Consider the following 25,114-nt stretch of genomic DNA (forward strand, 5'->3'; position numbering starts at 1 on the left):
GTTTTACCTGGTTCGTGATAAAGTAACAGTTTCAACATCACGCAACCAGAGGATGCTCATGGATAACACCACTTCGCAAGAAATGTTAGCGCAGGCTGAAAAGCTTTGCGTGCAACGTGGCGTACGCCTGACCCCGCAGCGTCTGGAAGTGTTGCGTCTGATGAGCCTGCAGCAAGGGGCGATTAGCGCCTACGATCTGCTGGATCTGCTGCGAGAAAAAGAGCCGCAGGCGAAGCCGCCCACGGTCTATCGCGCGCTGGAGTTTCTGCTGGAGCAAGGTTTTGTGCACAAAGTGGAATCGACCAACAGCTATGTACTGTGCCACCTTTTCGATCAGCCGACCCACAGTTCGGCGATGTTTATCTGCGATCGCTGCGGCGTGGTCAAAGAAGAGTGTGCGGAAGGCGTAGAAGATATTATGCATACGCTGGCGGCCAGAATGGGCTTCGCTCTACGGCATAATGTGATTGAAGCGCACGGCCTGTGCGCGGCCTGCGTGGAAGTCGAAGCGTGCAGCGCCCGCGAACACTGTCATCACGATCATACCATCCAGATTAAAAAGAAAGCCCGCTGAGTCGGGCGACATCAGCGGGAAGCTACGGCATATCACTATGCCGTTAGACAGGCATAAACAGGGGGTCAAAACCGCATTCGCTACCAGCGCGTATCGTTCTTACGCTCCCAGTCAGACACCTCTTTTTCGGCCTGATCTTTCGCGTAGCCGTAACGCTCCTGAATTTTACCGACTAGCTGATCGCGCTTCCCTTCAATGACCGTCATATCGTCATCGGTCAGTTTACCCCACTGTTCCTTGGCTTTACCTTTCAACTGTTTCCAGTTACCGCTGATTTCGTCTTTATTCATCATTACGTCCTCATGATTCGGTGGGTTAACAGCCCGTTTTGTTCCGGACATGGTAATAACTATAGATGACAATGCTGACACCGATTCGTTATTCGGAATTTTTAACCATCAGGCCAATTGAACACGCAGGGAGAATTTTCCCGGCTCGCGCTGCGCTCGGCCGGGCTATTTGCATTCAGGAGGGTGAATTAAACCAGGTGCCACGCTGCCAGTGGCGGCGCCAGATGAGCGCCAGCGAAAGCCCACGCAAAGCCAGGAACACGGCCAGCGCCAGCCACAGGCCGTGGTTGCCGAGTACGGGCACAGAGAGCAGCGTCACCGCAAATCCCGCAGCGGCCACCGCCATGCTATTACGCATCTCCGCGCCGCGCGTCGCGCCGATAAACATGCCATCCAGCAGATAACACCAGACGCCAATCACCGGCAGGATCATCTGCCAGAACAGATAGCGGTCGGCCAGCTGCTGCAATGATGGGATAGAGGTCAATAGCGCGATGATATGCTCACCGGCCACGCTGTAGATTAACGCGAACGCCAGCGCGACCATTCCCGACTGCCGACAGGCCGCGCGCCAGACTTCCAGCAGTTGGCTACCGTCACGCGCGCCGTAAGCCTGTCCGGAATGGGCTTCGACGGCATAGGCAAAACCGTCCAGCGCGTAAGCGGTAAAGGTCAGCATGGTCATCAGTACCGCATTGACCGCCACCACGTCGCTGCCAAGACGGGCGCCGAAGACGGTGATGGCGCCAAAACAGAGCTGCAGTAGCAGCGAACGCAGCATGATGTCGCGATTAAGCGCCAGCAGGCGCCGCATATTGCCGCGCCAGGCTTCCTTCAACATGGCAAGCGTCACGCCGCGCAGCGCCAGCACCCGTTTCGCCATCAGCAGGCCGATGATAAAGGTAGCGTATTCCGACAGCGCCGTCGCCAGTGCCGCACCCTGCACGTTCATATGCAGCCCCATCACCAGCCACAGATCGAGCACGATATTCAGCAAGTTGCCGACCACCAGCAGGATCACCGGGGCGCGAGCGTACTGGACGCCAAGCAGCCACCCTAACAGCACCAGGTTAGCCAACGACGCCGGGGCGCTGAGCCAGCGGATTTCGAGGAACCGTCTGGCCTGCTCCAGTACCGCCTCGCTCCCGCCGACAATATGTAGCGCGAGGTCAATGAGCGGCATGCGGAACAGAACAATGAGCAGCCCGGCGGCCAGCGCCAGGATCAGCGGTTGCACCAGAGCGCGCGCCAGCCGCTGCGGATCTTTGGCGCCGTAGGCCTGAGCGGTTAAGCCAGTGGTGCTCATTCGCAGGAACAACAGCAGCATAAAGAGGAAACTGGTGGCCGTCGCGCCGACGGCGACGCCGCCAAGGTATACGGGGCTATCAAGATGGCCGACAACGGCGGTATCGACCAGCCCCAACAGCGGAACGGTAATGTTCGAGAAAATCATCGGTAGCGCGAGGCGCCACAGTGCTTTATCGGCGGCGTTGAGCAGCATGAAGAGGGACCAGACAGAGGAGGAACATCGCAGCGTCATGCATCATGATGACGCTGCGTTAGGACGGGAGTTACAGCCACTCACCGTTACGGATCACGCCGACGGCCAGACCTTCAATGGTGAAGCTCTGCTGGCGCAGATCGACGACGATCGGGGAAAACTCGCTGTTTTCCGGCAGCAGTTCAACGACGTTGCCCTGCTTTTTCAGACGTTTTACGGTGACTTCTTCATCGATACGCGCGACGACGACCTGGCCGTTACGCACGTCCTGAGTTTTATGCACCGCCAGCAGATCGCCGTCGAGGATACCGATGTCTTTCATTGACATCCCGCTAACGCGCAGCAGGAAGTCGGCATTTGGTTTAAACATCGCCGGGTCAACCTGGTAGTGACCTTCAATATGCTGCTGCGCCAGCAGCGGTTCGCCTGCGGCGACGCGGCCGATCAGCGGCAGTCCGTGTTCTTCTTCCGTCAGCAGACGAATGCCGCGTGAAGCGCCGGAGACGATTTCAATCGCGCCTTTACGCGCCAGCGCTTTGAGGTGTTCTTCCGCCGCGTTTGGGGAACGGAACCCCAAGCGCTGAGCAATTTCCGCACGCGTCGGCGGCATGCCCGTTTGGCTGATGTGATCCCGGATGAGATCAAACACCTCTTGCTGCCTGGTCGTTAACGCTTTCATTCCGCCCCCTGGGTGTATATACAGTTATGCTGTGAGTATATACAGCTAATGGTGATTTTGGAACCACATATCATATAAAAATCAGGAGATTCTTTGCGTTTTGCGAGCGTTGCCGACAAGACTTAGCGGTAATGCGACCACAACAGCATAGTCCAGGTGATCAACGCGATGATTATCGCCAGCAGTACCGCCGCCGAGCCCATATCCTTGGCGCGCCCGGAAAGCTCATGATGCTCAGGCCCGATACGGTCAACCACCGCTTCAATCGCGCTGTTAAGAATTTCGACTATCATCACTAACAGGACCGAGCCAATGAGCAGGACTCGCGTAATGATATCGACATCCAGCCAGCAGGCTATCGCCACGGCCACAATGGCGGCGACGCCTTCCTGCCGGAAAGCGGCTTCGTTCACCCACGCCGCGCGGAAACCTTTCCAGGAATAACCTGCTGCTTTAATGATTCTGGTTAACCCAGTGGTATTATTGGCCATCAAAAAGAACCTTTTAATGTAAATGACGTCGCTGAGTGTACGTGTTTGCCGTGTGACAACGGAAATTTTGTACGCTTTCTGTTATTCTTGCCGCGCATTTGCATGATTAACCAGAGGCTTCACATCGTTTATGTCCGGCTGGCAACGAATTTACTATAAATTACTGAATTTACCATTACGGGTGCTGGTAAAAAGCAAGTCTATTCCGGCAGAACCTGCTCAGGAATTAGGGCTCGATACCTCGCGTCCGATAATGTACGTCTTGCCTTATAACTCCAAGGCGGACCTGCTGACCCTGCGCGCCCAGTGCCTGGCGCATGACTTACCCGACCCTTTTGAACCACTGGAAATCGACGGCACCCTGCTGCCGCGCTACGTTTTCATCCACGGCGGCCCGCGCGTGTTTACCTACTACACGCCGAAAGAAGAGTCCATTAAGCTGTTCCACGACTACCTGGATCTGCACCGTAATCATCCCGATCTTGACGTGCAAATGGTGCCGGTCTCGGTGATGTTCGGCCGCGCCCCGGGTCGCGAAAAAGGCGAAGAGAATCCGCCGCTACGCATGCTTAACGGTATTCAGAAATTCTTCGCCGTCTCCTGGCTTGGCCGCGATAGCTTCGTGCGTTTCTCGCCTTCTGTCTCTCTGCGCCGCATGGCGGATGAGCACGGTACCGATAAAATCATCGCCCAGAAGCTGGCCCGCGTGGCGCGTATGCACTTCGCCCGTCAACGTCTGGCCGCCGTCGGCCCGCGTCTCCCTGCCCGCCAGGATCTCTTCAATAAGCTGCTGGCATCGAAAGCTATCGCCCGCGCGGTAGAAGATGAAGCGCGCAGCAAGAAGATTTCTCACGAGAAGGCCCAGCAGAACGCCATCGCGCTGATGGAAGAGATTGCCGCTAACTTCTCTTATGAAATGATCCGCCTGACTGACCGTATTCTCGGCTTCACCTGGAACCGTCTGTATCAGGGGATTAACGTGCATAACGCCGAGCGCGTACGCCAGCTGGCGCATGACGGCCATGAGATTGTCTATGTGCCCTGTCACCGTAGCCACATGGACTACCTGCTGCTCTCTTATGTGCTTTATCATCAGGGGCTAGTGCCGCCGCATATCGCCGCCGGCATAAACCTCAACTTCTGGCCGGCCGGGCCGATTTTCCGCCGTCTGGGCGCTTTCTTTATTCGCCGTACCTTTAAGGGCAACAAGCTCTACTCCACGGTATTCCGCGAATATCTTGGCGAGCTGTTCAGCCGTGGCTATTCGGTGGAATACTTCGTCGAAGGCGGGCGTTCCCGTACCGGCCGTCTGCTGGATCCGAAAACCGGCACCCTGTCGATGACTATCCAGGCGATGCTGCGCGGCGGTAGCCGCCCCATCACCCTGGTGCCGATTTATATCGGCTACGAGCACGTGATGGAAGTCGGTACCTACGCCAAAGAGCTGCGCGGCGCGACAAAAGAAAAAGAGAGCCTGCCGCAGATGGTGCGCGGCCTCAGCAAACTGCGTAATCTCGGCCAGGGCTACGTTAACTTCGGCGAACCGCTGCCGCTGATGACCTACCTCAATCAGCACGTGCCGGAATGGCGCGAAGCCATCGATCCTATCGAAGCCGTCCGCCCTTCCTGGCTGACGCCGACGGTGAATAATATCGCCGCCGATCTGATGGTGCGCATCAACAATGCCGGGGCGGCCAACGCCATGAACCTGTGCTGTACGGCGCTTCTGGCGTCGCGTCAGCGTTCTTTGACCCGTGAGCAGCTGACCCAGCAGTTGGATTGCTACCTCGACCTGCTGCGTAACGTGCCGTACTCCACCGATTCGACCGCGCCGACGGCTTCCGCCGGCGAGCTTATCGACCACGCGCTGCAGATGAACAAGTTCGAAGTCGAGAAAGACACCATCGGCGATATCATCATCCTGCCGCGCGAGCAGGCGGTGCTGATGACCTACTATCGCAACAACATCGCCCATATGCTGGTGATGCCGTCGCTGCTGGCCGCTATCGTGACCCAACATCGCCGCATCACCCGTAGCGAAGTGCTGCGTCATGTCGAGATGTTCTATCCGTTCCTGAAAGCCGAGCTGTTCCTGCGCTGGGAAAAAGAGGAGCTGGCGGGCGTTATCGATGCGCTGATGGCAGAGATGCAGCGTCAGGGCCTGGTGGTGCTGAATGGCGATGAGATGAGCGTCAACCCGGCGCACTCTCGTTCCCTGCAGCTGTTGGCCGCCGGCGCGCGTGAGACGTTACAGCGCTACGCGATCACCTTCTGGTTGTTGAGCGCCAACCCGTCCATCAACCGCAGTACGCTTGAGAAAGAAAGCCGCACCATGGCGCAGCGTCTGTCGGTACTGCACGGTATCAACGCGCCGGAGTTCTTCGATAAGGCGGTGTTCAGTACTCTGGTGCTGACCCTGCGTGACGAAGGCTACATCAGCGATACCGGCGATGCCGAGCCGGCAGAGACCCTGAAGGTCTACCAGATGCTGGCGGATTTGATTACGTCGGATGTACGTTTGACGATTGAAAGCGCCGCTCAGGACGACGCATAACGTTGCGGCTTCTGTTCCCCGGCTCGCGACGCGAGTCGGGGAAAGAAGGATTTACTGCAGATAACTCATCGCCAGACCGAGAAACAGCACCAGCCCAACGTAGTTATTATTCATAAACGCTTTGAAGCAGTTATCGCGTTCGCGCTTGAAGATAAGCTTCTGCTGCCAGACAAACAATCCCGCCGCGATAAACAGCGACCAGTAGAATTCCCAGTTCAGCCCATTCAGCCAGCCCACCGCGCCCATCAATACCAGCACGGCAACCTGCAGAATACCGATAATCAAACGATCGTTTTCACCGAACAAAATCGCCGTCGACTTAATGCCAATTTTGACATCATCGTCGCGATCGACCATCGCATACTGGGTATCGTAGGCTACCGCCCACAAAATATTGGCGAGGAACATCAGCCAGCAGCTGAGCGGCAGCGCTTCACTTACCGCCGAGAAAGCCATCGGGATCGACCAGCCAAAGGCCGCGCCCAGCACTACCTGCGGCAGATGGGTATAGCGCTTCATAAAGGGGTAGACCCAGGCTAGCGCCAGCGCCGCAACCGACAGCAGGATGGTCATGGTATTGAGCGTCAACACCAGCAAGAAGGAGAGCCCCACCAGTACCGCGAACAATATGCGCGCTTCTTTTTCGGTGACCTCGCCGCTTGGTAGCGGGCGACGAGCCGTACGCTTAACGTGACCATCAAATTTACGGTCGGCATAGTCATTCACCACGCAGCCGGCGGCGCGCATCAACCAGACGCCAGCGACAAATACCGCCAGTATCCACAGCGGTGGCACCCCGGGTGATGCCACCCATAGCGCCCACAGCGTCGGCCACAGCAGCAATAGCGCGCCGATTGGTTTGTCAGTACGCATCAGGCGGTGAAACGCCAACAGCTTATTCTGCGTCAGACTCCACTCCATTTTCTCTTCCTCTTAATACAATGGCGATGCAGGCAGAAAAAGCTCTGTCAGCAGCAGCGGTTTGCCGCTCAGCCGGAGACGGGAACGTCGCCCCCACAGCTGTGCACTACGGCCAATCTCAATAAAATCACGGGTTAACGTCGACGACGTAAACAGATACCGGCCCAGCGGCGTCTGCCCCAACTGCTGCAGGGCTAATTCCGGGCCGCATAGCGTCGATTCCGGCACGAGGGTACGACCGGCAAGCCAGGGTTCGCCATCGGCGCAAAGAATGATTTCCCGTAGCCAATAACGCGCTTCTTCCGGCAATAGGGCTTCTTCGCCCGCCAGCGCGTCGCGTCCGACGAAACCTTCGTTAATCATGGTCACGGTGACCTTTTTCCCTTGTTGCTCAAAGCGCTTGGTCATTGAGTCTTCCAGCAACAGCCAGTCGCGCAGCGGCGCGTCCAGCTCGGGTATGGCGGCAAAATAGCGCAGCGCACGCAGTTGCGTAAGCGCAGGATGTGGCATGCCTGATTCTCCGGTACAAAACGTGCAGGCATTGTATCGCAGAATAGCGTTTTGAGGGCGGGCAAACGTCAATATACGATCATCCGCGCAACAGGCATGCAACAGTTGCCGCTGCGCGAGAAAAAAAAGTGCGTCCAGGCGGACGCACCTAAAGGCTGTGCCTAAACATCAGCATTGCGGGGAGACGGTCACCCCTTGCCTTTTACACTGCTGATAAAGGTGGAACGAGCAGATTTCGAGCCGAGACGTTCAGCTTCGTTCATCAATTTAAGGGCTTTATCGATATCGCCTTGTTTAACCGCTTTCTTGATACCGTTGTTGAAGTAGGTTTCGGTATCGTCAAGCATCGGTTCGCTTTTCGCCGCTGGGGCGGCAGCGACCGGCGCGACAACAGGCGCAGCGGCCGGGGCGTTATAGACCGGCGCCGCGGTATTGCCGACGGTCACCGGGCCCGGGCCGGAAGACCCAAACAGCGGCCCCACCAGCACGCTGGAACTCGAAGACGTTTTCACCTTCAGGCTCAAGGTGCCGTCAGTGGTATGTTTAGCGATCGGATCCGGAATGTCCGGCACCGCGTTACCGGTGCCTTTCGCGTAGGCTTTCGCCGGGTCGATTAATTTGGTGGTCTGCTGCAGATCCTGCGGAGTGGTAAACACCAGCACATAAATTTTCTGCTGTCCCAGCGCCGGCGTCAGGCGCATTACCCCTTCCAGGCGGTCGGCGCTCATCACGCCCGGCTCCAGATAAGTGAAATAGCTGCTCGGGAAGAAGGCGGACGGCGTCATGCTCTGATCGAGGATCAGCACGTTTGGCGCATAGACGCTGGTCTGTTTGTCGACTTCGCTGGTCAGCGTCAGGGTTAACTCGCCGATATTGGCCGGTACGCTATAGGCCACCACCGGCCCGGCGATACCGGGAACATTCAACGTTTGACCGGCGATCGCCACTTTAGAGGTTTGGGTTTTCGATTGATCGACCGGCGTCCAGGTCAGCTGCTGCAGCGAGGAGGCCGGGATGGACGGCGCGGCAGAGGTATTCTGCGGCACGAAATTGACATCAGCAAAACTGACTGCGGGTACGCTGGCCAGCAGGCCGGCGGACAGGCAGAGGGCAACGAGACTTTTCTTCATATTCATTGTTATCACCTCAATTCCTATGGCCGAGCGTTAGCCAGGCAATAGCGCGCTGGGCCGAAAATAGAGGGGCTGATGCCCCTCTTTTACTCATCATGATGCGGATAGCATTACCACCAGATTTCCATCTGGGCGCCGAAGGTCCACTCATCGTCGTCGCCGCGGCTGGAAGTGTTGATACCGGTACCAGAGGTATCGCGCATGGCGACGCCGCTATCGGTGTAACCCCACTTCTCATCCCACTTCGCGTAGGTGGCGAACAGACGAATTGCCGGACGGGACCAGATGCTGTCGCCCGCCTGCCACTGTTGCGCCAGGGTGATTTTGTACTGGTTGTTGCTGTCGCCGGTTTTCTGCGATTTGACGTTGTCGTAGCCGACTTCCAGCAGGGTGCTCATGATCGGCGTCCATTTGTACATAGGACGTACGCCGACGGTCCACCATTTGGTACCGTTGTTGTTGTCCAGGTTGACGTCCTGGTACATGGCGACGTACATCATGTCCCAATCGTCCGCCAGAGAGACCGCGCCGTGGTCAAGCACACGCCACATGGAACCATCGTTATTAATGCTGCCGCCCTGCGGTACGCCTTTACCGTTGGAGGTCATGGCATCGGTCGCGTACTGCAGAACAAATTTGTTGTAGCCTTTCAGGATGCTCTGGGTATGTTCAGCGGTGAACATCCAGCCATCTTTCGATGCATCCGGCTGCAGGTAGTAGTCATCCGGCACGTTGGTGTGACCATAGTCCACGCCCAGCTCCAGCGTACCGCCCGGGTTGGTTTCCATCTGCGCTAAACGCACGTCGAAGACGTCGTTCGGTACCAGATGATCATAAACGCGTTCGCCAGTCAGCGGATCGCGGTCAGCATAGGTTGCCGAGCCGCCGGATTCAGAAGAACGAGTGGCGGCCAGAGAGAGTTTACCGAAGCCCAGATCGATGTTTTCGATACCGGCGCCAGGACCGGAAATATCCCAGTAGTAGAAGTCGATCATGTGAACGTCATGACGCTGATAGAAGCGCTTACCAGCCCACAGGGTTGAACCCGGCAGCCAGTCGATCAGGTTTTTACCCTGCACGTTAACTTCACGGAAGGCCGGGCTGGTAGATTCCCAGTCGTTCTGCTGCGATACCGAGTAGGCAACGTTGGTATCGAAGTAGAAGCTCTTATCGCCCTCTTTCCACACTTCCTGGCCCAGTTTCAGTTCAGCGTAAGTTTCACATTCGTTACCGAGACGGTATTTACTTTGAGCGCCGGTGGCCTGGAAGCACTGCTGTTCGCCGCCGCTGCCGGTCCAGCCAATACCGGAACGAGCGTAACCGTGGAAATCGACAGCCAGCGCCTGGGCAGACATCACGCCCGCCGCAACGGCTACCGCCAGTGGAAGTTTGCGCAGAGTAATCATCATTCTATCTCCTGAGATCATTGCTTTTCTTTGAACACTTCCCCGTCGGCCGCCGCATGGTTGGCTGCGCGCTGGGTTCGCGTCTTCTTTTAATGGGGAACCTTATACGCCCGGCTCTTTATGCAACCGACGACAAGCGGTGCCATCCTCACGGAATAAATGGCAGCGCTCCGGCGGCAAACCGATGGCGAATGTGGCTCCCTCTTCTACCAACACCACGTCATTCTGGCGGTACACCAGGTTCTGACGGATGGCGGGGATCTGGATATGAATTTGCGTTTCGTGACCAAGCTGTTCGACCACCTGCACTTCGCCCTCAAGGGTGACATCGGCGATGTCGCTCGGCAGCAGGTGTTCCGGGCGGATGCCCAAAGACATATTGGCGCCGACCTGAACGTGAGCGCTGTCTACCGGCAGCCAGACCTGCTGGCGGTTCGGTAGTTCGACTTGTACCTGTTCGATGGCGGTCGCGGTGACTTTGACCGGCAGGAAGTTCATCTTCGGCGAACCGATAAAGCCCGCGACAAAGCGGTCTGCCGGATAGTGATAAAGTTCCAGCGGTTTTCCGACCTGCGCGACGCGGCCGGCGTCCAGCACCACGATTTTGTCGGCCAGGGTCATGGCTTCCACCTGATCGTGGGTGACGTAAATCATCGTACGACCGAGGCGCTTATGCAGACGGGAGATTTCGATACGCATCTGCACGCGCAGCGCGGCATCGAGGTTGGACAGGGGTTCATCAAGCAGGAAAACCCGCGGCTCGGCGACCAGGGTACGGCCGATGGCCACGCGCTGACGCTGGCCGCCGGAGAGCGCTTTCGGCTTACGCTCCAGCAGGTGCGCCAGCTGTAAGACCTCAGCGACTTGAGTTACGCGCTGGTTAATCACCTCTTTTTTCGCCCCGGCCAGCTTCAGGCCAAAAGACATATTTTCGGCAACGGAAAGGTGGGGATAGAGCGCATATGACTGGAATACCATGCCGATGCCGCGCTCGGCGGGTGGCACGTCGTTCATTCGGGTATCGCCAATAAACAGATCGCCGCTGGTGACCGTTTCCAGTCCGGCGATCATACGCAGCAGGGTGGATTTGCCGCAGCCCGACGGTCCTACAAACACGACGAACTCCCCATCCTGGATCTCGAGATTGATATCTTTAGATACCACCACGTCGCCCCAGGCTTTCGTTACATTTCGTAGCTGTACGCTCGCCATGCCCTTCTCCCTTCGTTACAACCTGTCACTTAAAGACACATTCAAGATGGGCTGACTATGCGGCATTCATTACGTTGGCAAATCCTCCACCCCCCGGGTTTTTGATGGGGGAGGAGACGGGAGGATGAGAAACCGCCTCTCGCCGCCGGAAGTTCCCGGCACAACGTCATTTCGTGATCGAAGCGACAAAAACGGTGGCTTTTTTATGTGCTCCAGGGCCCATTACCGGCATTTCTGCAATGCGGATCACATAAACGGCGGGCGGGGCGTAGACATAGGGAGGATGGAAAGAGGTTGTTAAAAAAGGAAACTCATCGGCGTTAAACCACTCAAGTGTATCCACGAGCACATCACCAAATAGGACGGGTATATGAAAATCAAAACTGGCGCTCGCATCCTCGCGCTGTCTGCATTGACGACGATGATGTTTTCCGCCTCTGCCCTCGCAAAAATTGAAGAAGGTAAGCTGGTTATCTGGATTAACGGCGATAAAGGCTATAACGGCCTCGCTGAAGTGGGTAAAAAGTTCGAAAAAGATACCGGCATTAAAGTTTCCGTAGAACATCCGGATAAGCTGGAAGAGAAGTTCCCGCAGGTTGCTGCCACCGGCGACGGCCCGGATATCATTTTCTGGGCGCATGACCGTTTTGGCGGCTACGCGCAGTCCGGCCTGCTGGCGGAAATCACCCCGGATAAGGCCTTCCAGGACAAACTCTATCCGTTCACCTGGGACGCCGTACGCTACAACGGCAAACTGATCGCTTACCCGGTGGCGGTGGAAGCCCTGTCGCTGATTTATAACAAAGACCTGGTCCCGAACCCGCCGAAAACCTGGGAAGAGATCCCGGCGCTGGATAAAGAGCTGAAGGCGAAGGGTAAGAGCGCGCTGATGTTCAACCTGCAAGAACCGTACTTCACCTGGCCGCTGATTGCCGCCGATGGCGGATACGCGTTTAAGTTTGAAAACGGCAAATACGACGTGAAAAACGTCGGCGTTGATAGCGCCGGCGCGAAAGCCGGCCTGACCTTCCTGGTCGACCTTATTAAGAATAAACACATGAACGCCGACACCGACTACTCCATCGCGGAAGCGGCTTTCAACAAAGGCGAAACCGCGATGACCATCAACGGTCCGTGGGCGTGGTCGAACATCGACAAAGGTAAGGTTAACTACGGCGTCACTCTGCTGCCAACCTTCAAAGGCAAACCGTCTAAACCGTTCGTTGGCGTCCTGAGCGCCGGGATTAACGCCGCCAGCCCGAATAAAGAACTGGCGAAAGAGTTTCTCGAAAACTACCTGATGACCGATCAGGGCCTGGAAGCGGTGAACAACGATAAACCGCTGGGCGCCGTGGCGCTGAAATCCTTCCAGGAGAAGCTGGAGAAAGACCCGCGTATCGCCGCCACCATGGCTAACGCCCAGAAAGGCGAAATCATGCCGAACATCCCGCAGATGTCCGCATTCTGGTATGCCGTCCGTACCGCGGTTATCAACGCCGCAAGCGGCCGCCAAACCGTCGATGCCGCGCTGAAGGATGCACAGGGCCGTATCACCAAGTAATACCGTCGCACACGTGCCGGATGGTGGCATAAATGCCTTATCCGGCCTACACGCCTTGTAGGCCGGATAAGCGCAGCGCCATCAGGCACTTTTGTCGACAGATATTTAACGTTGTAGAGGATGATCCCCATGGATGCCGTTAAAAAGAAACACTGGTGGCAAAGCCCGCAACTCACATGGTCTGTGATTGGTTTGCTGTGCCTGCTGGTGGGTTACCTTGTTGTTTTAATGTACGCCCAGGGGGAGTACCTGTTCGCCATCATGACGCTGATTTTAAGCTCGGTTGGCCTGTATATCTTTTCCAATCGCAAGGCCTATGCCTGGCGCTATGTTTATCCGGGTCTCGCCGGGATGGGGCTGTTTGTTCTGTTCCCGCTGATCTGTACTATTGCCATCGCCTTCACCAACTACAGCAGCACCAACCAGCTCACCTTCGAACGTGCCCAGCAGGTGCTGATGGACCGTTCTTTCCAGGCCGGCAAAGCCTATAACTTCTCACTCTACCCGGCGGGTGACGAGTGGCAGCTGGCGCTGACGGACGGTGAAAGCGGTAAAAATTATCTCTCCGAAGCCTTTAAATTCGGCGGCGAGCAGAAGCTGACGTTAAAAGAAGCCGATGTCCTGCCGCAAGGCGAACGCGCGAATTTACGCGTAATCACCCAGAACCGCGCCGCGCTGAACCAACTGACCGCCGTGCTGCCGGATGAAAGCAAAGTGATTATGAGTTCGCTGCGCCAGTTCTCCGGTACCCAGCCGCTGTACGCGCTGGCCAACGACGGCACGCTCACTAACAACCAAAGCGGCGTGAAATATCGCCCCAACGACAACATCGGCTTTTATCAATCCATCAATGCTGACGGCAGCTGGGGCAATGAAAAGCTGAGCCCGGGTTATACCGTCACCATCGGCTGGGATAACTTCACCCGCGTTTTCCAGGACGAAGGGATCCAGAAACCGTTCTTCGCCATTTTCGTCTGGACCGTGGTCTTCTCGGTGCTGACGGTGATTTTGACCGTCGCCGTGGGAATGGTGCTGGCCTGTCTGGTGCAGTGGGAAGCGTTGAAGGGCAAAGCGATTTACCGCGTGCTGTTGATTCTGCCGTATGCGGTGCCGTCATTTATCTCAATCCTGATTTTCAAAGGGCTGTTTAACCAGAGCTTTGGTGAAATCAACATGATGCTGAGCGCGCTGTTCGGCATTAAACCGGCCTGGTTTAGCGATCCAACCACCGCGCGCACGATGATTATCATCGTCAACACCTGGCTGGGCTACCCGTACATGATGATCCTGTGCATGGGGCTGCTGAAGGCGATTCCGGACGATCTGTACGAGGCGTCGGCGATGGATGGCGCGGGTCCGTTCCAGAACTTCTTTAAAATTACGCTACCGCTGCTGATCAAGCCGCTCACGCCGCTGATGATTGCCAGCTTCGCCTTTAACTTTAACAACTTCGTACTGATTCAACTGTTGACCAACGGTGGCCCGGACCGTCTCGGCACCACCACCCCGGCCGGTTATACCGACCTGCTGGTGAGCTACACCTATCGCATCGCCTTTGAAGGCGGCGGCGGTCAGGACTTCGGCCTGGCGGCGGCTATCGCCACGCTTATCTTCCTGCTGGTTGGGGCGTTAGCGATTGTGAATCTAAAAGCCACGCGCATGAAGTTTGATTAAGGGAGATAACGATAATGGCTATGGTCCAACCTAAATCTCAAAAACTGCGTCTCTTCACTACGCATCTTCTGTTACTGATTTTTATCGCCGCGATTATGTTCCCGCTGCTGATGGTTATCGCTATCTCACTGCGCGAAGGCAATTTCGCGACCGGCAGCCTGATCCCGGATACCATCTCCTGGGAGCACTGGCGTCTGGCATTAGGCTTCAGCGTCGAACACGCCGATGGCCGGGTAACGCCGCCGCCGTTCCCGGTGCTGCTGTGGCTGTGGAACTCAATTAAGGTCGCCGGGATTACCGCGATCGGCATCGTCGCCCTCTCCACCACCTGCGCTTATGCTTTCGCCCGTATGCGCTTCCCGGGCAAAGCGACGCTGCTCAAAGGGATGCTGATTTTCCAGATGTTCCCGGCGGTACTGTCGTTGGTGGCGCTGTATGCGTTGTTCGACCGCCTCGGTCAGTATCTGCCTTTCGTCGGCCTCAACACTCACGGCGGGGTGATCTTCGCCTATATGGGCGGTATCGCGCTGCACGTCTGGACGATTAAGGGCTACTTCGAAACTATCGATGGTTCACTGGAAGAAGCGGCCGCACTGGATGGCGCCACTCCGTGGCAGGCCTTCCGCCTGGTGCTGCTGCCGCTGTCGGTGCCGATTCTGGCGGTCGTGTTTATTCTGTCGTTCATCGCCGCGATTACCGAAGTGCCGGTGGCCTCGTTGCTGCTGCGCGATGTGAACAGCTATACCCTGGCGGTCGGGATGCAGCAGTATCTCAATCCGCAGAACTACCTGTGGGGCGACTTCGCCGCGGCGGCGGTACTGTCGGCGATTCCGATTACCGTCGTCTTCCTGCTGGCTCAGCGTTGGTTGGTTAACGGCCTGACGGCGGGCGGGGTGAAAGGTTAAGTTTCATCATGTTAGACCCTTGTTTTACCGCCCCAAATTTCAGCGAGGGTGGGATGTGGTACCCGACCCCAACCGGGTACGGCAGCCCACCTCTCCCTGAAAAAGTAGGGCAAATGCCACTGCAATCCTCTACTGGACCCTACATAAATTTCATTTGTGATTGTCGGTCAAGCGGCCCTGGAGGCCGCTTTTTTTATTCCCGTTTCAGGCGGTTGGAATTACACAACCACAGGGTAATCACCAGGATAAGGATCGCCGCAGAGTAAATCAGCACCGCCATCGGCGACTCATGGTCGACGATAATAAGCCGCACAATCGCCGTAATACCGATATAGACGAAATAACGCAGCGGGAAGTGAAAACCGGACTCAAAGTATTTCACAATCAACGCGATAAATTCGAAGTAGAGAAAATAGACCACCAGCCCTTCGACCAGCTTGTACTTACTCACCGGCTCCGGCGTAAACAGCACGTGCGCCAGATGCAGGGTCTCCTTTCCCAGGAACACCACCAGAATAATTCCCAGGCACAATAGCGCCAGGTTCAATACGGCCTGCATGGCCTTCGCAACAAAATTAACCAGCGGACGATATACCGACGGCATAGTGACACCTCAAATGCATGAACGTTATTGATCTGTATAGCGCAAAAGTGTGATCCAGATCTACTTCGCTTTGCGAGCAGCATCGGTCCTTCAACGCGGTAAATGCAACTAAGAGAAAATTTTACTTCCTGCAATGCTGTGAGCAAGTTAACCAAATCATCCGTTACGCTTAAAACAAAACCAACCAACTTATTGAAAATTAAAACATTTACCATTTAAAACAGTTATATCTTAAAAATTCTCACAAGATAAAAATTTTCTAAAATCCGCATTATTTACATGGTTATTAGGGTAAGATTTTTCTTATCCATTGTCTTAGCATTATCGCAGTTGAATAAAATTTAATTTTGGACATTAAATCATTATGAAAACCGATAACGCATCCCTGTATATCAAATGGCTCAAACAAGAAGTTGCCCCAGCGTTAGGTTGTACTGAACCCGTCGCTATTTCCTTCGCTGCAGCCTACGCCGCACAATATCTGGATCAGCCTTGCACCAGAATTAGCGGTTTTATTTCCGCCAATCTCTATAAAAACGCGATGGGTGTTACTATTCCCGGCACCACCGTTTGCGGTGTAGCGCTGGCCGCCGCAATTGGCGCATTTGGCGGCGATCCGCAAAAGGGATTAAAAACGCTGGAAGATATCACCCCGCTACACGTCGAAATGGCACAGAAGCTGATCGCCAATCATGCCGTTGATATTACCGTCAAAGAGACCCCGGACTTTATTCATCTGGATCTAACTCTCTCTGATGGCGAAAACACCTGTCGTGTCGTAGTAAAAGGAACCCACACTAACGTGGTCGAACTTTATATTAATGACCAGCCGCAGCCACTAAGCGAAAAACAGAATGCAAGCGCCCGGCACGAAACGCTGTCCAATTTTTCGCTACAACAGGCTTACGGCTTTATTAATAGCGTCGACTTTAATGATATTCGCTTTATTCTCGAAGCCGCGCGCTTAAACTCCGCGCTGGCGGCAGAAGGCAAAACCAAAAAATATGGCCTGAACATTAACGGTACCTTTTCTGACGCAGTGAAAAACGGCCTGATGAGCAACGATCTGTTAAGCAAGGTGATCATCAACACCGTCGCCGCTTCAGATGCCCGCATGGGCGGCGCGCCGGTGGTCGCAATGTCTAACTTCGGCTCAGGCAATCAGGGCATTACGGCAACCATGCCGGTAGTGGTGGTTGCTGAGCATCTCGGCGCCGATGAAGAGACCCTGGCGCGCGCTTTGTCTCTATCTCATCTCACTGCCATCTCAATTCATTCTCGTTATACGCGCTTATCTGCGCTATGCGCGGCCTCAACCGCCGCCATGGGTGCCGCCGCCGGGATGGCCTGGCTATTTACTCGCGACATCAACACCATTAATACCGCGATTATTAATATGGTCAGCGATATTACCGGCATGATTTGTGATGGCGCCTCTAATAGCTGTGCGATGAAAGTCTCATCTGTGGTATCCAGCGCCTTTAAGGCCGTACTGATGGCAATGCAAAATAGCTGCGCTGGCGCCAATGACGGTATTGTCTGCGCTGATGTCGAGCAGACTATTAATAACCTGTGCCGCCTGGTGATTAAACCAATGACCCTCACAGATAAAGAAATTATCAGTATCATGGTCGCTAAATAACAATATTTAACGGGCCTGAACATTCAGGCCCCGATTAACCTACCCTACCCACACTATTATTTATAAATTAGCAGGTATAGCAGATGAATAAAAAAGTCATCTTACGCGGCGCCAGCGCTATTATGCCGCTGTGCATCGGCGACTTTCCATTTTCATTTATTGTCGGCGCATTAAGCGTTAGCGCGGGCATGAGCGTCTGGCAGAGCACGGCGTGGTCGGCGATTGTTATTGCCGGTTCGGCGCAAATGCTGGCATTAAATATGCTTAAAACCGGCGCCACGCTCGGGGTTATTATATTCACCACATTAATAATTAATCTACGTCATGTACTGTACAGCGCCTCTATTTCCGGTACCGTCCGTGAAGCATCATTCTTTAAAAAATGCTTTATGTCCTACGCGCTGACCGACGAAGTGTACGCCACCACCGTCAAAGAGATGGAAGGCAATAAGCAGGATAAGTATCTGTTTTATGGTTCGGCGATGATCACCTTCTGGGCGATTTGGGTACTGGCGGATTTCCTCGGCGCGCTGGTCGGCGCTTCCTTCCCGAACATTGAAAAGTACGGTCTGGATTTCGCCATGGTCGCCGCTTTTATCGCTATCGTGGTGCCGCAAATAAAAAGCCAGGCCTGCACCGTCGCCGCCGTGGTGGCCGCCGTCTCCGGCGTGCTGTTGGTCATCCTGCCCTACTCGCTGGGCATTGTCGTCGCGTCAGTGCTTGGCGTGCTCGCCGGACTGTGCGTCGACCTGGCTGAAGAACGTAAACAGGCAGCAATTGCCAAATCCGGAATGCCGCTCGTGGAGGCGCTGGAACATGAATAATAGCTACTTTATCGCCCTGACTTTGGGGATGGCCGCCGTGACCTTTCTGATCCGATTTTCGTTTATCGGCCTGGCCGGAAAAATCCAGATGTCCGAGCGGGTGACCAAAACGCTGCGCTTTGTCCCGGTCACCGTCCTGCCGGCCATTATCACCATTCAGATCCTGAGCGTGAATTCCAGTATGGAGTTTGACTTAAAGAATCCGAAGGTGATCGCCGCCATTATCTGCACGCTCGCCAGCTTCCGTTTAGGCCTGGTATGGGTAGTAGTGAGCGGCGTCGGCTCGCTGGTGTTGTTAAATTATTTTATGTAACCGTTTGAAGGATAAACCATATGATTATTACCACCGCTGACGCGCCTGCCGCTATCGGCCCGTACGTGCAGGGCGTCAATCTCGGCGCGATGACCATCACCTCCGGTCAGCTGCCGATTAATCCGCTGGACGGCACCATGCCGGGCGATATCGCCGAACAGGCGCGGCAATCGCTGGAAAATGTGAAAGCCATCGTTGAAGCTGCCGGACTCACGGTCGGGCAGATCGTTAAAACCACGGTGTTTGTCAAAGACCTGCAGGATTTTGCCGCCATCAACGCCGCCTATGAGGCCTTCTTTACCGAACATCAGGCCGCTTTTCCGGCGCGTTCCTGCGTGGAGGTCGCCAGACTGCCGAAAGACGCCGGTGTCGAAATCGAAGCCATCGCCTTCGCTCGTTAATCACCCGGCTGGGGGGAAACCTCCAGCCTCCTTCCCCACCGTTTTTCGCCGTTCCTCCTTGCTCATTTTACAGGCACTATACGATGAGATCTGAATGAGGAACGCAGTATGTTAACTATCCGTGAGGCTGTACCAGAAGATGCGCCGCAGCTCAGTAATATGGGCTATGCCAGCTATCGCCACCACTTCGCCCACCTTTGGCGCAACGCCGATGAGCTGGCATTATTTCTCCAGCAGGAGTATTCCGTGGAATCGCTGCGTCAAAGTCTTGCCGCGGCGGAACAGCATTGGCTCATCGCCGAATCCGCGCACCCCGTTGGCTTTGCTAAATACAGCTGCCAGCAGAGAATTGATGGCGACGGACGTATCGGCACATTGCTGCATAAGCTCTATCTCATGCCTGACGAAACCGGACACCGCTACGGCGAGCGGCTGTTTAGCGCCATAGAGGCTCTGGCACAAGAAAATGGTGAAGCGTGGCTGTGGCTTGAGGTCCTTGCCGATAATCCTGGCGCGCGTCGTTTTTACGAACGCCAGGGAATGCAGCATGTAAAAGACACCATTTTCCATTCCGCCAGCCAACAAAGCACCTTACATATTCTGGCCAAACCGATATGAGAGAAATTATGCCTGAGCTTCGCGATACCGGCGTTCGCAACGTCATCTGCGGCGAAAACGTGGTCATATACCAGCCCGCCAACCTCTATGGTTGCCAGCTCGGCGATAACGTCTTCGTCGGGCCGTTCGTCGAGATTCAGGGGCACACGCGCATCGGCGCGGACAGCAAAATCCAGTCCCACAGTTTTATCTGCGAGTACGTCACCATCGGCCAACGTTGTTTTATCGGCCACGGCGTGATGTTCGCCAACGACATGTTCCGCGATGGCAAACCGAATGCCGACCGCGACAGTTGGGGGCGCATTGAAATCGGCAATGACGTGTCTATCGGCAGCGGCGCCACCATTCTGGCGGTGAGTATCTGCGATGGCGTGGTCATCGGCGCCGGGAGCGTGGTGACAAAATCCATCACCGAGAAAGGCGTTTGGGCGGGCAACCCGGCGAGGCTGCTGCGGCGGCTATAAATAAAAATGCCGACCCGAGGGCCGGCATTCAGGCTTAATTGCGCAACATTTACGCGCGCCAGGCTTTATAACGGTTAATCAGGCCGTTGGTAGAGCTGTCGTGGCTGCTAACGTCCGCGCCATCTTTCAGTTCCGGCAGGATACGGTTAGCCAGCTGTTTACCCAGCTCAACGCCCCACTGATCAAAGGTGAAGATATTGAGGATCGCGCCCTGGGTGAAGATTTTGTGCTCATACAGCGCAATCAATGCGCCCAGGCTGAACGGGGTGATCTCACGCAGCAGGATGGAGTTGGTCGGACGGTTGCCTTCGAACACTTTGAACGGCACCACGTGCTCAAGCTGAGCCGGGTCTTTACCCTGATCGCGATATTCCTGCTCAACCACTTCGCGGGATTTACCAAAGGCCAGCGCTTCAGTCTGGGCGAAGAAGTTAGACAGCAGTTTCTGATGGTGGTCAGACAGCGGGTTATGGGTGATAGCCGGCGCGATGAAATCGCACGGTACCATTTTGGTGCCCTGGTGGATCAGCTGATAGAACGCGTGCTGACCGTTAGTCCCCGGCTCACCCCAGATGATTGGGCCAGTCTGGTAATCCACGACGTTGCCGTTACGGTCAACGTACTTACCGTTGGATTCCATGTTGCCCTGCTGGAAGTAAGCGGCAAAGCGGTGCATGTATTGATCGTACGGCAGAATCGCTTCGGTTTCGGCGCCGAAGAAATTGTTGTACCAGATACCGATCAGCGCCAGCAGTACCGGCAGGTTTTTCTCAGCCGGGGTGGTGGAGAAGTGTTTGTCCATGGCGTGGGCGCCGGACAGCAGCTGGACAAAGTTATCGAAGCCAACGGACAGAATGATAGACAGGCCGATGGCGGACCACAGGGAGTAACGACCGCCAACCCAGTCCCAGAATTCAAACATGTTAGCCGTATCGATACCGAACTCGCCAACCGCTTTACCGTTGGTGGAGAGCGCCGCGAAGTGTTTCGCCACGTGTTTCTCATCGCCCGCGGTCGCCAGGAACCAGTCACGCGCGCTGTGGGCGTTGGTCATGGTTTCCTGAGTAGTGAAGGTTTTGGAAGCCACCAGGAACAGCGTGGTTTCCGGATTCACCGCTTTCAACACTTCGGCGATATGGGTGCCGTCTACGTTGGAAACGAAGTGCATGTTGAGATGGTTTTTATACGGGCGCAGCGCTTCGGTCACCATGAACGGGCCGAGGTCTGAACCGCCGATACCGATGTTCACCACGTCGGTGATCGGTTTGCCGGTGTAGCCTTTCCAGCTACCGGAGATAATTGCTTCAGAGAAGGCTTTCATCTTCTCCAGCACCGCGTTGACTTCCGGCATCACATCTTTGCCATCAACCACAATCGGCGTATTGCTGCGGTTACGCAGCGCAACGTGCAGTACCGCGCGGTCCTCGGTACGGTTAATTTTTTCGCCGGAGAACATCGACTTGATAGCACCGGCCAGATCGGTCTCTTTCGCCAGATCCTGCAGCTTAGACAGTGTCTCTTCAGTGATGCGGTTCTTGGAGAAATCCACCAGCATCAGATCGTCAAAAGTGGCGGAGAATTTAGAGAAACGATCGCTATCTTTGGCGAAAAGCTCGCTGATAGTGACGTCTTTCATTTCATCGAAGTGTTTCTGTAATGCCTGCCATGCAGCGGTCTGCGTTGGGTTGATATTTTTCATTAGCAATACTCTTCTGATTTGAAAAATGTGACTTCGGTCGATTGTAGCCTCAGCGGCGGAAAATTGTGATGATTTTTGTGTTATGCCGTTGACGGGGGTCAGAAATAGGGTAAAGAGCCCCCATATTATAGCGATCATTAGGCATTTTTCTGTTATCCGCCGATGCATGAAAAATCCGCATAACCCTGTCGTTGACATACCCGTCCGGAAGCCTTTATATAGCTGAACTGCCTACGGAACCGTAGGTATGTATTGCTCGCGCATTTCACGCTACAGCGAAGAGTATCGTTGGGGGGTATAATGACCAGTCTCTCCCCAGGCATAGTGAAAGACGTCAGTAATTGCCAGAAGAGGTGCGTTGCCCAGGTAACCGTATTGGAGGAACCAGTCCGGGGAAAATACGTGAGGGGGAGCAACGCCGAGGCGCACAGGCATCTGGTTAAGTCTGTCGCCGGCCACAGGGGCTGAATCCCCTGGGTTGTCACCAGAAGCGTTCGCAGTCGGGCGTTTCATACTCGCGAACCGATGCGCGTCATCGGCGAACGGGTCTACAAGGTGGAGCACTTCTGGGTGACATCGTAGTTTGTTTATCGCTCTGCGCCCACCCTACTTTTCGCTCTTCCCTTGTGCCATGGCTGAGTTAATTTGGCCTGGCTTATTAAGACATTTTGTAGCGCTCCGGTTATTTCCAGCCCGAACCAGGAGCGGTTGTTCAGGAATCGTTTTAATAAGTCAGGCCCCCTGACACGAGGTTGTTATGACAGATTTAGTTGTTGCTAAGTTCGGCGGCACCAGCGTGGCCGATTTCGACGCGATGAACCGTAGCGTCGACGTCGCGCTGCTGGATGCGAATACCCGCGTAGTGGTGTTATCCGCATCGGCTGGCGTTACCAATATCTTAGTTGCTTTAGCGGCAGGGCTGGAACCCACCGAACGCTTCGCTAAGCTCGATGAAATGCGCCAAATCCAGTTCAATATTCTGGAGCGTTTACGTTATCCCAACGTTATTCGCGAAGAGATCGAGCGTCTGCTGGAAAACATTACTACCCTGGCGGAAGCCGCCTCGCTGGCCAGCTCGGAAGCCTTGACCGATGAACTGGTGAGCCACGGCGAACTGATGTCCACCTTACTGTTCGTTGAGATCCTGCGCGAACGCGGTATCGCGGCGCAGTGGTTCGACGTACGCAAAGTGATGCGTACCAACGATCGTTTCGGCCGCGCCGAACCGGATATCGCCGCGCTGGCGGAACTGACGCAACAACAACTGGCGCCACGCCTGGAAGAAGGCCTGGTGATTACCCAGGGCTTTATCGGCAGCGAAGCCAAAGGCCGTACCACCACCCTTGGCCGCGGCGGCAGCGATTACACCGCAGCGCTACTCGGCGAGGCCTTAAACGCCAGTCGTGTCGATATCTGGACCGATGTCCCTGGCATCTACACAACCGACCCGCGCGTCGCGCCAGCGGCGAAGCGCATCGATGTGATCGCTTTCGCTGAAGCCGCGGAGATGGCCACGTTCGGGGCCAAGGTATTACATCCGGCCACCCTGCTGCCGGCCGTACGCAGCGATATCCCGGTATTCGTCGGCTCCAGCAAAGAACCTAAAGCCGGCGGCACGATGGTCTGTCATAAAACCGAAAATCCACCGCTGTTCCGCGCGCTGGCGCTGCGTCGTCGTCAAACGCTGCTGACCCTGCACAGCCTGCATATGCTGCACTCCCGCGGCTTCCTGGCTGAAGTGTTCGGTATTCTGGCGCGGCATAATATTTCCGTCGATCTGATCACCACTTCGGAAGTGAGCATTGCGCTGACCATGGACACCACCGGTTCAACCTCCGCAGGCGATACCCTGCTGACTCAGGCGCTGCTGACCGAGCTCTCTTCGCTGTGCCGCGTCGAAGTGGAAGAAAACCTGGCGCTGGTCGCCCTGATCGGCAATGAATTATCGAAAGCCTGCGGCGTCGGCAAAGAGGTATTTGGCGTACTGGAACCGTTCAATATCCGCATGATTTGCTACGGCGCCTCCAGCCACAACCTGTGCTTCCTGGTGCCTGGCGACGACGCGGAGAAAGTGGTGCAGAAGCTGCATCATAATTTGTTTGAATAATATTCTTTTGCGCGATAAAAAATACCTATAGCCGGGCTCGAACCCGGCTTTTTTATAACAACATCAACACAACAAACACTGTCGCAAGGAATACACTATGCTCGCCACGCTTACGCGGCTGTTCCCGTTATGGGCGCTGCTGCTCTCCGTATTGGCTTATTACACGCCAACCACTTTTACCCCTATCGGCCCGTGGGTCACCACGCTGCTGATGCTGATTATGTTTGGCATGGGCGTCCATTTGAAGCTGGACGATTTCAAGCGCGTGCTGTCACGACCTGCGCCGGTCGCAGCGGGAATTTTTCTGCATTACCTGGTGATGCCGCTCGCCGCCTGGGTACTGGCGCTGCTGTTCCACATGCCGCCAGAGCTCTCCGCCGGAATGGTGCTGGTCGGCAGCGTTGCCAGCGGAACCGCTTCCAACGTCATGATCTATCTGGCGAAAGGCGATGTCGCACTGTCGGTAACCATCTCTTCCGTTTCGACACTGGTTGGCGTGGTCGCCACGCCGCTGCTGACGCGCCTGTACGTTGATGCGCACATTCAGGTCGATGTGATGGGCATGCTGCTGAGCATCCTGCAAATCGTGGTGATCCCAATCGGCCTCGGTCTGATTGTTCATCACCTGTTGCCAAAAGTGGTAAAGGCGGTGGAACCCTTCCTTCCCGCCTTCTCCATGCTGTGCATCCTGGCAATTATCAGCGCCGTGGTCGCCGGTTCCGCATCGCATATCGCTTCGGTGGGGCTGGTGGTTATCGTGGCGGTGATCCTGCATAACGCTATTGGCCTGCTCGGCGGCTACTGGGGCGGGCGCCTGTTCGGTTTTGATGAATCCACCTGCCGCACCCTGGCGATCGAAGTGGGCATGCAGAACTCCGGCCTCGCCGCGGCCCTCGGGAAAATCTACTTCGGCCCGCTGGCCGCCCTGCCCGGCGCGCTGTTCTCGGTATGGCATAACCTTTCCGGCTCGCTGCTGGCAGGTTACTGGTCCGGTAAGCCGACGACCAAAAAAGGCAACCAGCGCTAATCGG

At 55.6% G+C, this 25,114-nt stretch carries 25 protein-coding genes and 1 riboswitch; of the genes, 13 read left to right on the plus strand and 12 right to left on the minus strand.

Annotation, left to right across the window (positions count from 1 at the left end):
- Nucleotides 1-58: 58 nt before the first annotated feature.
- Complete coding sequence (zur, locus tag PGS10_RS23950; RefSeq protein WP_045379090.1) at nt 59-574, plus strand: zinc uptake transcriptional repressor Zur; 516 nt, start codon at nt 59-61, stop codon at nt 572-574.
- 80 nt (nt 575-654) lie between these two features.
- On the opposite strand, the gene PGS10_RS23955 is transcribed toward zur, so the two are convergent.
- The 4 genes from PGS10_RS23955 to PGS10_RS23970 form a co-directional block, all read right to left on the minus strand.
- Entirely contained in the window at nt 655-864 is a 210-nt protein-coding gene (locus PGS10_RS23955; protein ID WP_015704042.1) for a CsbD family protein, read from the minus strand.
- Between the two features lie 175 nt (nt 865-1,039).
- Entirely contained in the window at nt 1,040-2,365 is a 1,326-nt protein-coding gene (gene dinF / locus PGS10_RS23960) for an MATE family efflux transporter DinF (RefSeq protein ID WP_047045853.1), read from the minus strand.
- 70 nt (nt 2,366-2,435) lie between these two features.
- Nucleotides 2,436-3,044 carry a transcriptional repressor LexA gene (lexA, locus tag PGS10_RS23965; protein WP_015704040.1) on the minus strand — a complete coding sequence of 203 codons (609 nt, stop codon included), beginning with the start codon at nt 3,042-3,044 and terminating at the stop codon, nt 2,436-2,438.
- Nucleotides 3,045-3,166: 122 nt separating this feature from the next.
- Nucleotides 3,167-3,535: a diacylglycerol kinase gene (locus PGS10_RS23970; RefSeq protein ID WP_045396782.1), complete on the minus strand. Its 369-nt coding sequence runs from the start codon at nt 3,533-3,535 to the stop codon at nt 3,167-3,169.
- A 130-nt stretch (nt 3,536-3,665) separates the two neighbouring features.
- Between PGS10_RS23970 and plsB the strand changes: the two genes are divergently transcribed.
- Nucleotides 3,666-6,089: a glycerol-3-phosphate 1-O-acyltransferase PlsB gene (gene plsB, locus PGS10_RS23975; RefSeq protein ID WP_045396787.1), complete on the plus strand. Its 2,424-nt coding sequence runs from the start codon at nt 3,666-3,668 to the stop codon at nt 6,087-6,089.
- Nucleotides 6,090-6,140: 51 nt separating this feature from the next.
- Here the strand turns inward: plsB and ubiA are convergent, their stop codons facing one another.
- From ubiA to PGS10_RS24005, 6 genes are all read right to left on the minus strand, one after another.
- A complete protein-coding gene (ubiA, locus tag PGS10_RS23980; protein WP_045396790.1) occupies nt 6,141-7,010 on the minus strand; it encodes a 4-hydroxybenzoate octaprenyltransferase in 870 nt (289 codons plus the stop codon).
- A gap of 12 nt (nt 7,011-7,022) precedes the next feature.
- Complete coding sequence (gene ubiC / locus PGS10_RS23985) at nt 7,023-7,520, minus strand: chorismate lyase (RefSeq protein WP_015704038.1); 498 nt, start codon at nt 7,518-7,520, stop codon at nt 7,023-7,025.
- A 188-nt stretch (nt 7,521-7,708) separates the two neighbouring features.
- A complete protein-coding gene (malM, locus tag PGS10_RS23990; protein WP_045396796.1) occupies nt 7,709-8,656 on the minus strand; it encodes a maltose operon protein MalM in 948 nt (315 codons plus the stop codon).
- 107 nt (nt 8,657-8,763) lie between these two features.
- Complete coding sequence (locus PGS10_RS23995) at nt 8,764-10,062, minus strand: maltoporin (protein ID WP_015704036.1); 1,299 nt, start codon at nt 10,060-10,062, stop codon at nt 8,764-8,766.
- 99 nt (nt 10,063-10,161) lie between these two features.
- On the minus strand, nt 10,162-11,271 hold the full coding sequence (malK, locus tag PGS10_RS24000) for a maltose/maltodextrin ABC transporter ATP-binding protein MalK (protein ID WP_015368770.1): 1,110 nt from the start codon (nt 11,269-11,271) through the stop codon (nt 10,162-10,164).
- 166 nt (nt 11,272-11,437) lie between these two features.
- On the minus strand, nt 11,438-11,614 hold the full coding sequence (locus PGS10_RS24005; RefSeq protein ID WP_015368771.1) for a hypothetical protein: 177 nt from the start codon (nt 11,612-11,614) through the stop codon (nt 11,438-11,440).
- Between the two features lie 27 nt (nt 11,615-11,641).
- Between PGS10_RS24005 and malE the strand changes: the two genes are divergently transcribed.
- The 3 genes from malE (at nt 11,642) to malG (ending at nt 15,411) form a co-directional block, all read left to right on the plus strand.
- Nucleotides 11,642-12,832 carry a maltose/maltodextrin ABC transporter substrate-binding protein MalE gene (gene malE, locus PGS10_RS24010; protein ID WP_047045849.1) on the plus strand — a complete coding sequence of 397 codons (1,191 nt, stop codon included), beginning with the start codon at nt 11,642-11,644 and terminating at the stop codon, nt 12,830-12,832.
- 129 nt (nt 12,833-12,961) lie between these two features.
- Nucleotides 12,962-14,506: a maltose ABC transporter permease MalF gene (gene malF, locus PGS10_RS24015; protein WP_045396803.1), complete on the plus strand. Its 1,545-nt coding sequence runs from the start codon at nt 12,962-12,964 to the stop codon at nt 14,504-14,506.
- Nucleotides 14,507-14,520: 14 nt separating this feature from the next.
- A complete protein-coding gene (gene malG, locus PGS10_RS24020) occupies nt 14,521-15,411 on the plus strand; it encodes a maltose ABC transporter permease MalG (RefSeq protein ID WP_015368774.1) in 891 nt (296 codons plus the stop codon).
- A gap of 193 nt (nt 15,412-15,604) precedes the next feature.
- On the opposite strand, the gene psiE is transcribed toward malG, so the two are convergent.
- Nucleotides 15,605-16,015, minus strand: coding sequence for a phosphate-starvation-inducible protein PsiE (psiE, locus tag PGS10_RS24025; RefSeq protein ID WP_015368775.1), 411 nt, complete (start codon nt 16,013-16,015; stop codon nt 15,605-15,607).
- A gap of 364 nt (nt 16,016-16,379) precedes the next feature.
- On the opposite strand from psiE, the gene PGS10_RS24030 reads away from it, so the two are divergent.
- From PGS10_RS24030 to PGS10_RS24055, 6 genes are all read left to right on the plus strand, one after another.
- Complete coding sequence (locus PGS10_RS24030) at nt 16,380-17,657, plus strand: serine dehydratase subunit alpha family protein (RefSeq protein WP_047045843.1); 1,278 nt, start codon at nt 16,380-16,382, stop codon at nt 17,655-17,657.
- A gap of 83 nt (nt 17,658-17,740) precedes the next feature.
- Complete coding sequence (locus PGS10_RS24035) at nt 17,741-18,481, plus strand: AzlC family ABC transporter permease (RefSeq protein ID WP_047045840.1); 741 nt, start codon at nt 17,741-17,743, stop codon at nt 18,479-18,481.
- Nucleotides 18,474-18,794 (plus strand): AzlD domain-containing protein, encoded by a 321-nt coding sequence (locus tag PGS10_RS24040; RefSeq protein ID WP_015368778.1) that lies wholly within the window; start codon nt 18,474-18,476, stop codon nt 18,792-18,794. The genes PGS10_RS24035 and PGS10_RS24040 overlap by 8 nt, the downstream gene beginning before the upstream one ends.
- A gap of 20 nt (nt 18,795-18,814) precedes the next feature.
- The gene (locus PGS10_RS24045; RefSeq protein ID WP_045396811.1) at nt 18,815-19,195 is read left to right on the plus strand and encodes a RidA family protein; all 381 of its coding nucleotides are present in this window, start codon (nt 18,815-18,817) and stop codon (nt 19,193-19,195) included.
- A gap of 108 nt (nt 19,196-19,303) precedes the next feature.
- Nucleotides 19,304-19,813, plus strand: coding sequence for a GNAT family N-acetyltransferase (locus tag PGS10_RS24050; RefSeq protein WP_316423590.1), 510 nt, complete (start codon nt 19,304-19,306; stop codon nt 19,811-19,813).
- 8 nt (nt 19,814-19,821) lie between these two features.
- Complete coding sequence (locus tag PGS10_RS24055; protein ID WP_047045881.1) at nt 19,822-20,277, plus strand: acyltransferase; 456 nt, start codon at nt 19,822-19,824, stop codon at nt 20,275-20,277.
- Nucleotides 20,278-20,326: 49 nt separating this feature from the next.
- Here the strand turns inward: PGS10_RS24055 and pgi are convergent, their stop codons facing one another.
- Nucleotides 20,327-21,976 carry a glucose-6-phosphate isomerase gene (pgi, locus tag PGS10_RS24060; RefSeq protein ID WP_020079879.1) on the minus strand — a complete coding sequence of 550 codons (1,650 nt, stop codon included), beginning with the start codon at nt 21,974-21,976 and terminating at the stop codon, nt 20,327-20,329.
- 340 nt (nt 21,977-22,316) lie between these two features.
- A riboswitch (Lysine riboswitch) is annotated at nt 22,317-22,550 on the plus strand.
- 183 nt (nt 22,551-22,733) lie between these two features.
- Between pgi and lysC the strand changes: the two genes are divergently transcribed.
- On the plus strand, nt 22,734-24,083 hold the full coding sequence (gene lysC / locus PGS10_RS24065) for a lysine-sensitive aspartokinase 3 (RefSeq protein WP_032709596.1): 1,350 nt from the start codon (nt 22,734-22,736) through the stop codon (nt 24,081-24,083).
- 97 nt (nt 24,084-24,180) lie between these two features.
- On the plus strand, nt 24,181-25,110 hold the full coding sequence (panS, locus tag PGS10_RS24070) for a ketopantoate/pantoate/pantothenate transporter PanS (RefSeq protein ID WP_015368789.1): 930 nt from the start codon (nt 24,181-24,183) through the stop codon (nt 25,108-25,110).
- The last annotated feature ends 4 nt before the right edge of the window (nt 25,111-25,114 follow it).

Source organism: Klebsiella sp. 141153, from assembly GCF_032601995.1.
Taxonomy (GTDB): domain Bacteria; phylum Pseudomonadota; class Gammaproteobacteria; order Enterobacterales; family Enterobacteriaceae; genus Klebsiella; species Klebsiella aerogenes.

Coding starts and splice junctions, on each gene's coding strand:
- ubiA (WP_045396790.1), bottom strand. CDS start 7,010: ATGGAGTGGAGTCTGACGCAGAATAAGCTGTTGGCGTTTCACCGCCTG.
- PGS10_RS23955 (WP_015704042.1), bottom strand. CDS start 864: ATGAATAAAGACGAAATCAGCGGTAACTGGAAACAGTTGAAAGGTAAA.
- malG (WP_015368774.1), top strand. CDS start 14,521: ATGGCTATGGTCCAACCTAAATCTCAAAAACTGCGTCTCTTCACTACG.
- ubiC (WP_015704038.1), bottom strand. CDS start 7,520: ATGCCACATCCTGCGCTTACGCAACTGCGTGCGCTGCGCTATTTTGCC.
- PGS10_RS24040 (WP_015368778.1), top strand. CDS start 18,474: ATGAATAATAGCTACTTTATCGCCCTGACTTTGGGGATGGCCGCCGTG.
- lexA (WP_015704040.1), bottom strand. CDS start 3,044: ATGAAAGCGTTAACGACCAGGCAGCAAGAGGTGTTTGATCTCATCCGG.
- PGS10_RS24050 (WP_316423590.1), top strand. CDS start 19,304: ATGTTAACTATCCGTGAGGCTGTACCAGAAGATGCGCCGCAGCTCAGT.
- PGS10_RS24045 (WP_045396811.1), top strand. CDS start 18,815: ATGATTATTACCACCGCTGACGCGCCTGCCGCTATCGGCCCGTACGTG.
- pgi (WP_020079879.1), bottom strand. CDS start 21,976: ATGAAAAATATCAACCCAACGCAGACCGCTGCATGGCAGGCATTACAG.
- PGS10_RS24030 (WP_047045843.1), top strand. CDS start 16,380: ATGAAAACCGATAACGCATCCCTGTATATCAAATGGCTCAAACAAGAA.
- panS (WP_015368789.1), top strand. CDS start 24,181: ATGCTCGCCACGCTTACGCGGCTGTTCCCGTTATGGGCGCTGCTGCTC.
- PGS10_RS23995 (WP_015704036.1), bottom strand. CDS start 10,062: ATGATGATTACTCTGCGCAAACTTCCACTGGCGGTAGCCGTTGCGGCG.
- zur (WP_045379090.1), top strand. CDS start 59: ATGGATAACACCACTTCGCAAGAAATGTTAGCGCAGGCTGAAAAGCTT.
- lysC (WP_032709596.1), top strand. CDS start 22,734: ATGACAGATTTAGTTGTTGCTAAGTTCGGCGGCACCAGCGTGGCCGAT.
- PGS10_RS24035 (WP_047045840.1), top strand. CDS start 17,741: ATGAATAAAAAAGTCATCTTACGCGGCGCCAGCGCTATTATGCCGCTG.
- malF (WP_045396803.1), top strand. CDS start 12,962: ATGGATGCCGTTAAAAAGAAACACTGGTGGCAAAGCCCGCAACTCACA.
- PGS10_RS24055 (WP_047045881.1), top strand. CDS start 19,822: ATGCCTGAGCTTCGCGATACCGGCGTTCGCAACGTCATCTGCGGCGAA.
- plsB (WP_045396787.1), top strand. CDS start 3,666: ATGTCCGGCTGGCAACGAATTTACTATAAATTACTGAATTTACCATTA.
- psiE (WP_015368775.1), bottom strand. CDS start 16,015: ATGCCGTCGGTATATCGTCCGCTGGTTAATTTTGTTGCGAAGGCCATG.
- malK (WP_015368770.1), bottom strand. CDS start 11,271: ATGGCGAGCGTACAGCTACGAAATGTAACGAAAGCCTGGGGCGACGTG.
- PGS10_RS23970 (WP_045396782.1), bottom strand. CDS start 3,535: ATGGCCAATAATACCACTGGGTTAACCAGAATCATTAAAGCAGCAGGT.
- dinF (WP_047045853.1), bottom strand. CDS start 2,365: ATGCTGCTCAACGCCGCCGATAAAGCACTGTGGCGCCTCGCGCTACCG.
- malE (WP_047045849.1), top strand. CDS start 11,642: ATGAAAATCAAAACTGGCGCTCGCATCCTCGCGCTGTCTGCATTGACG.
- malM (WP_045396796.1), bottom strand. CDS start 8,656: ATGAATATGAAGAAAAGTCTCGTTGCCCTCTGCCTGTCCGCCGGCCTG.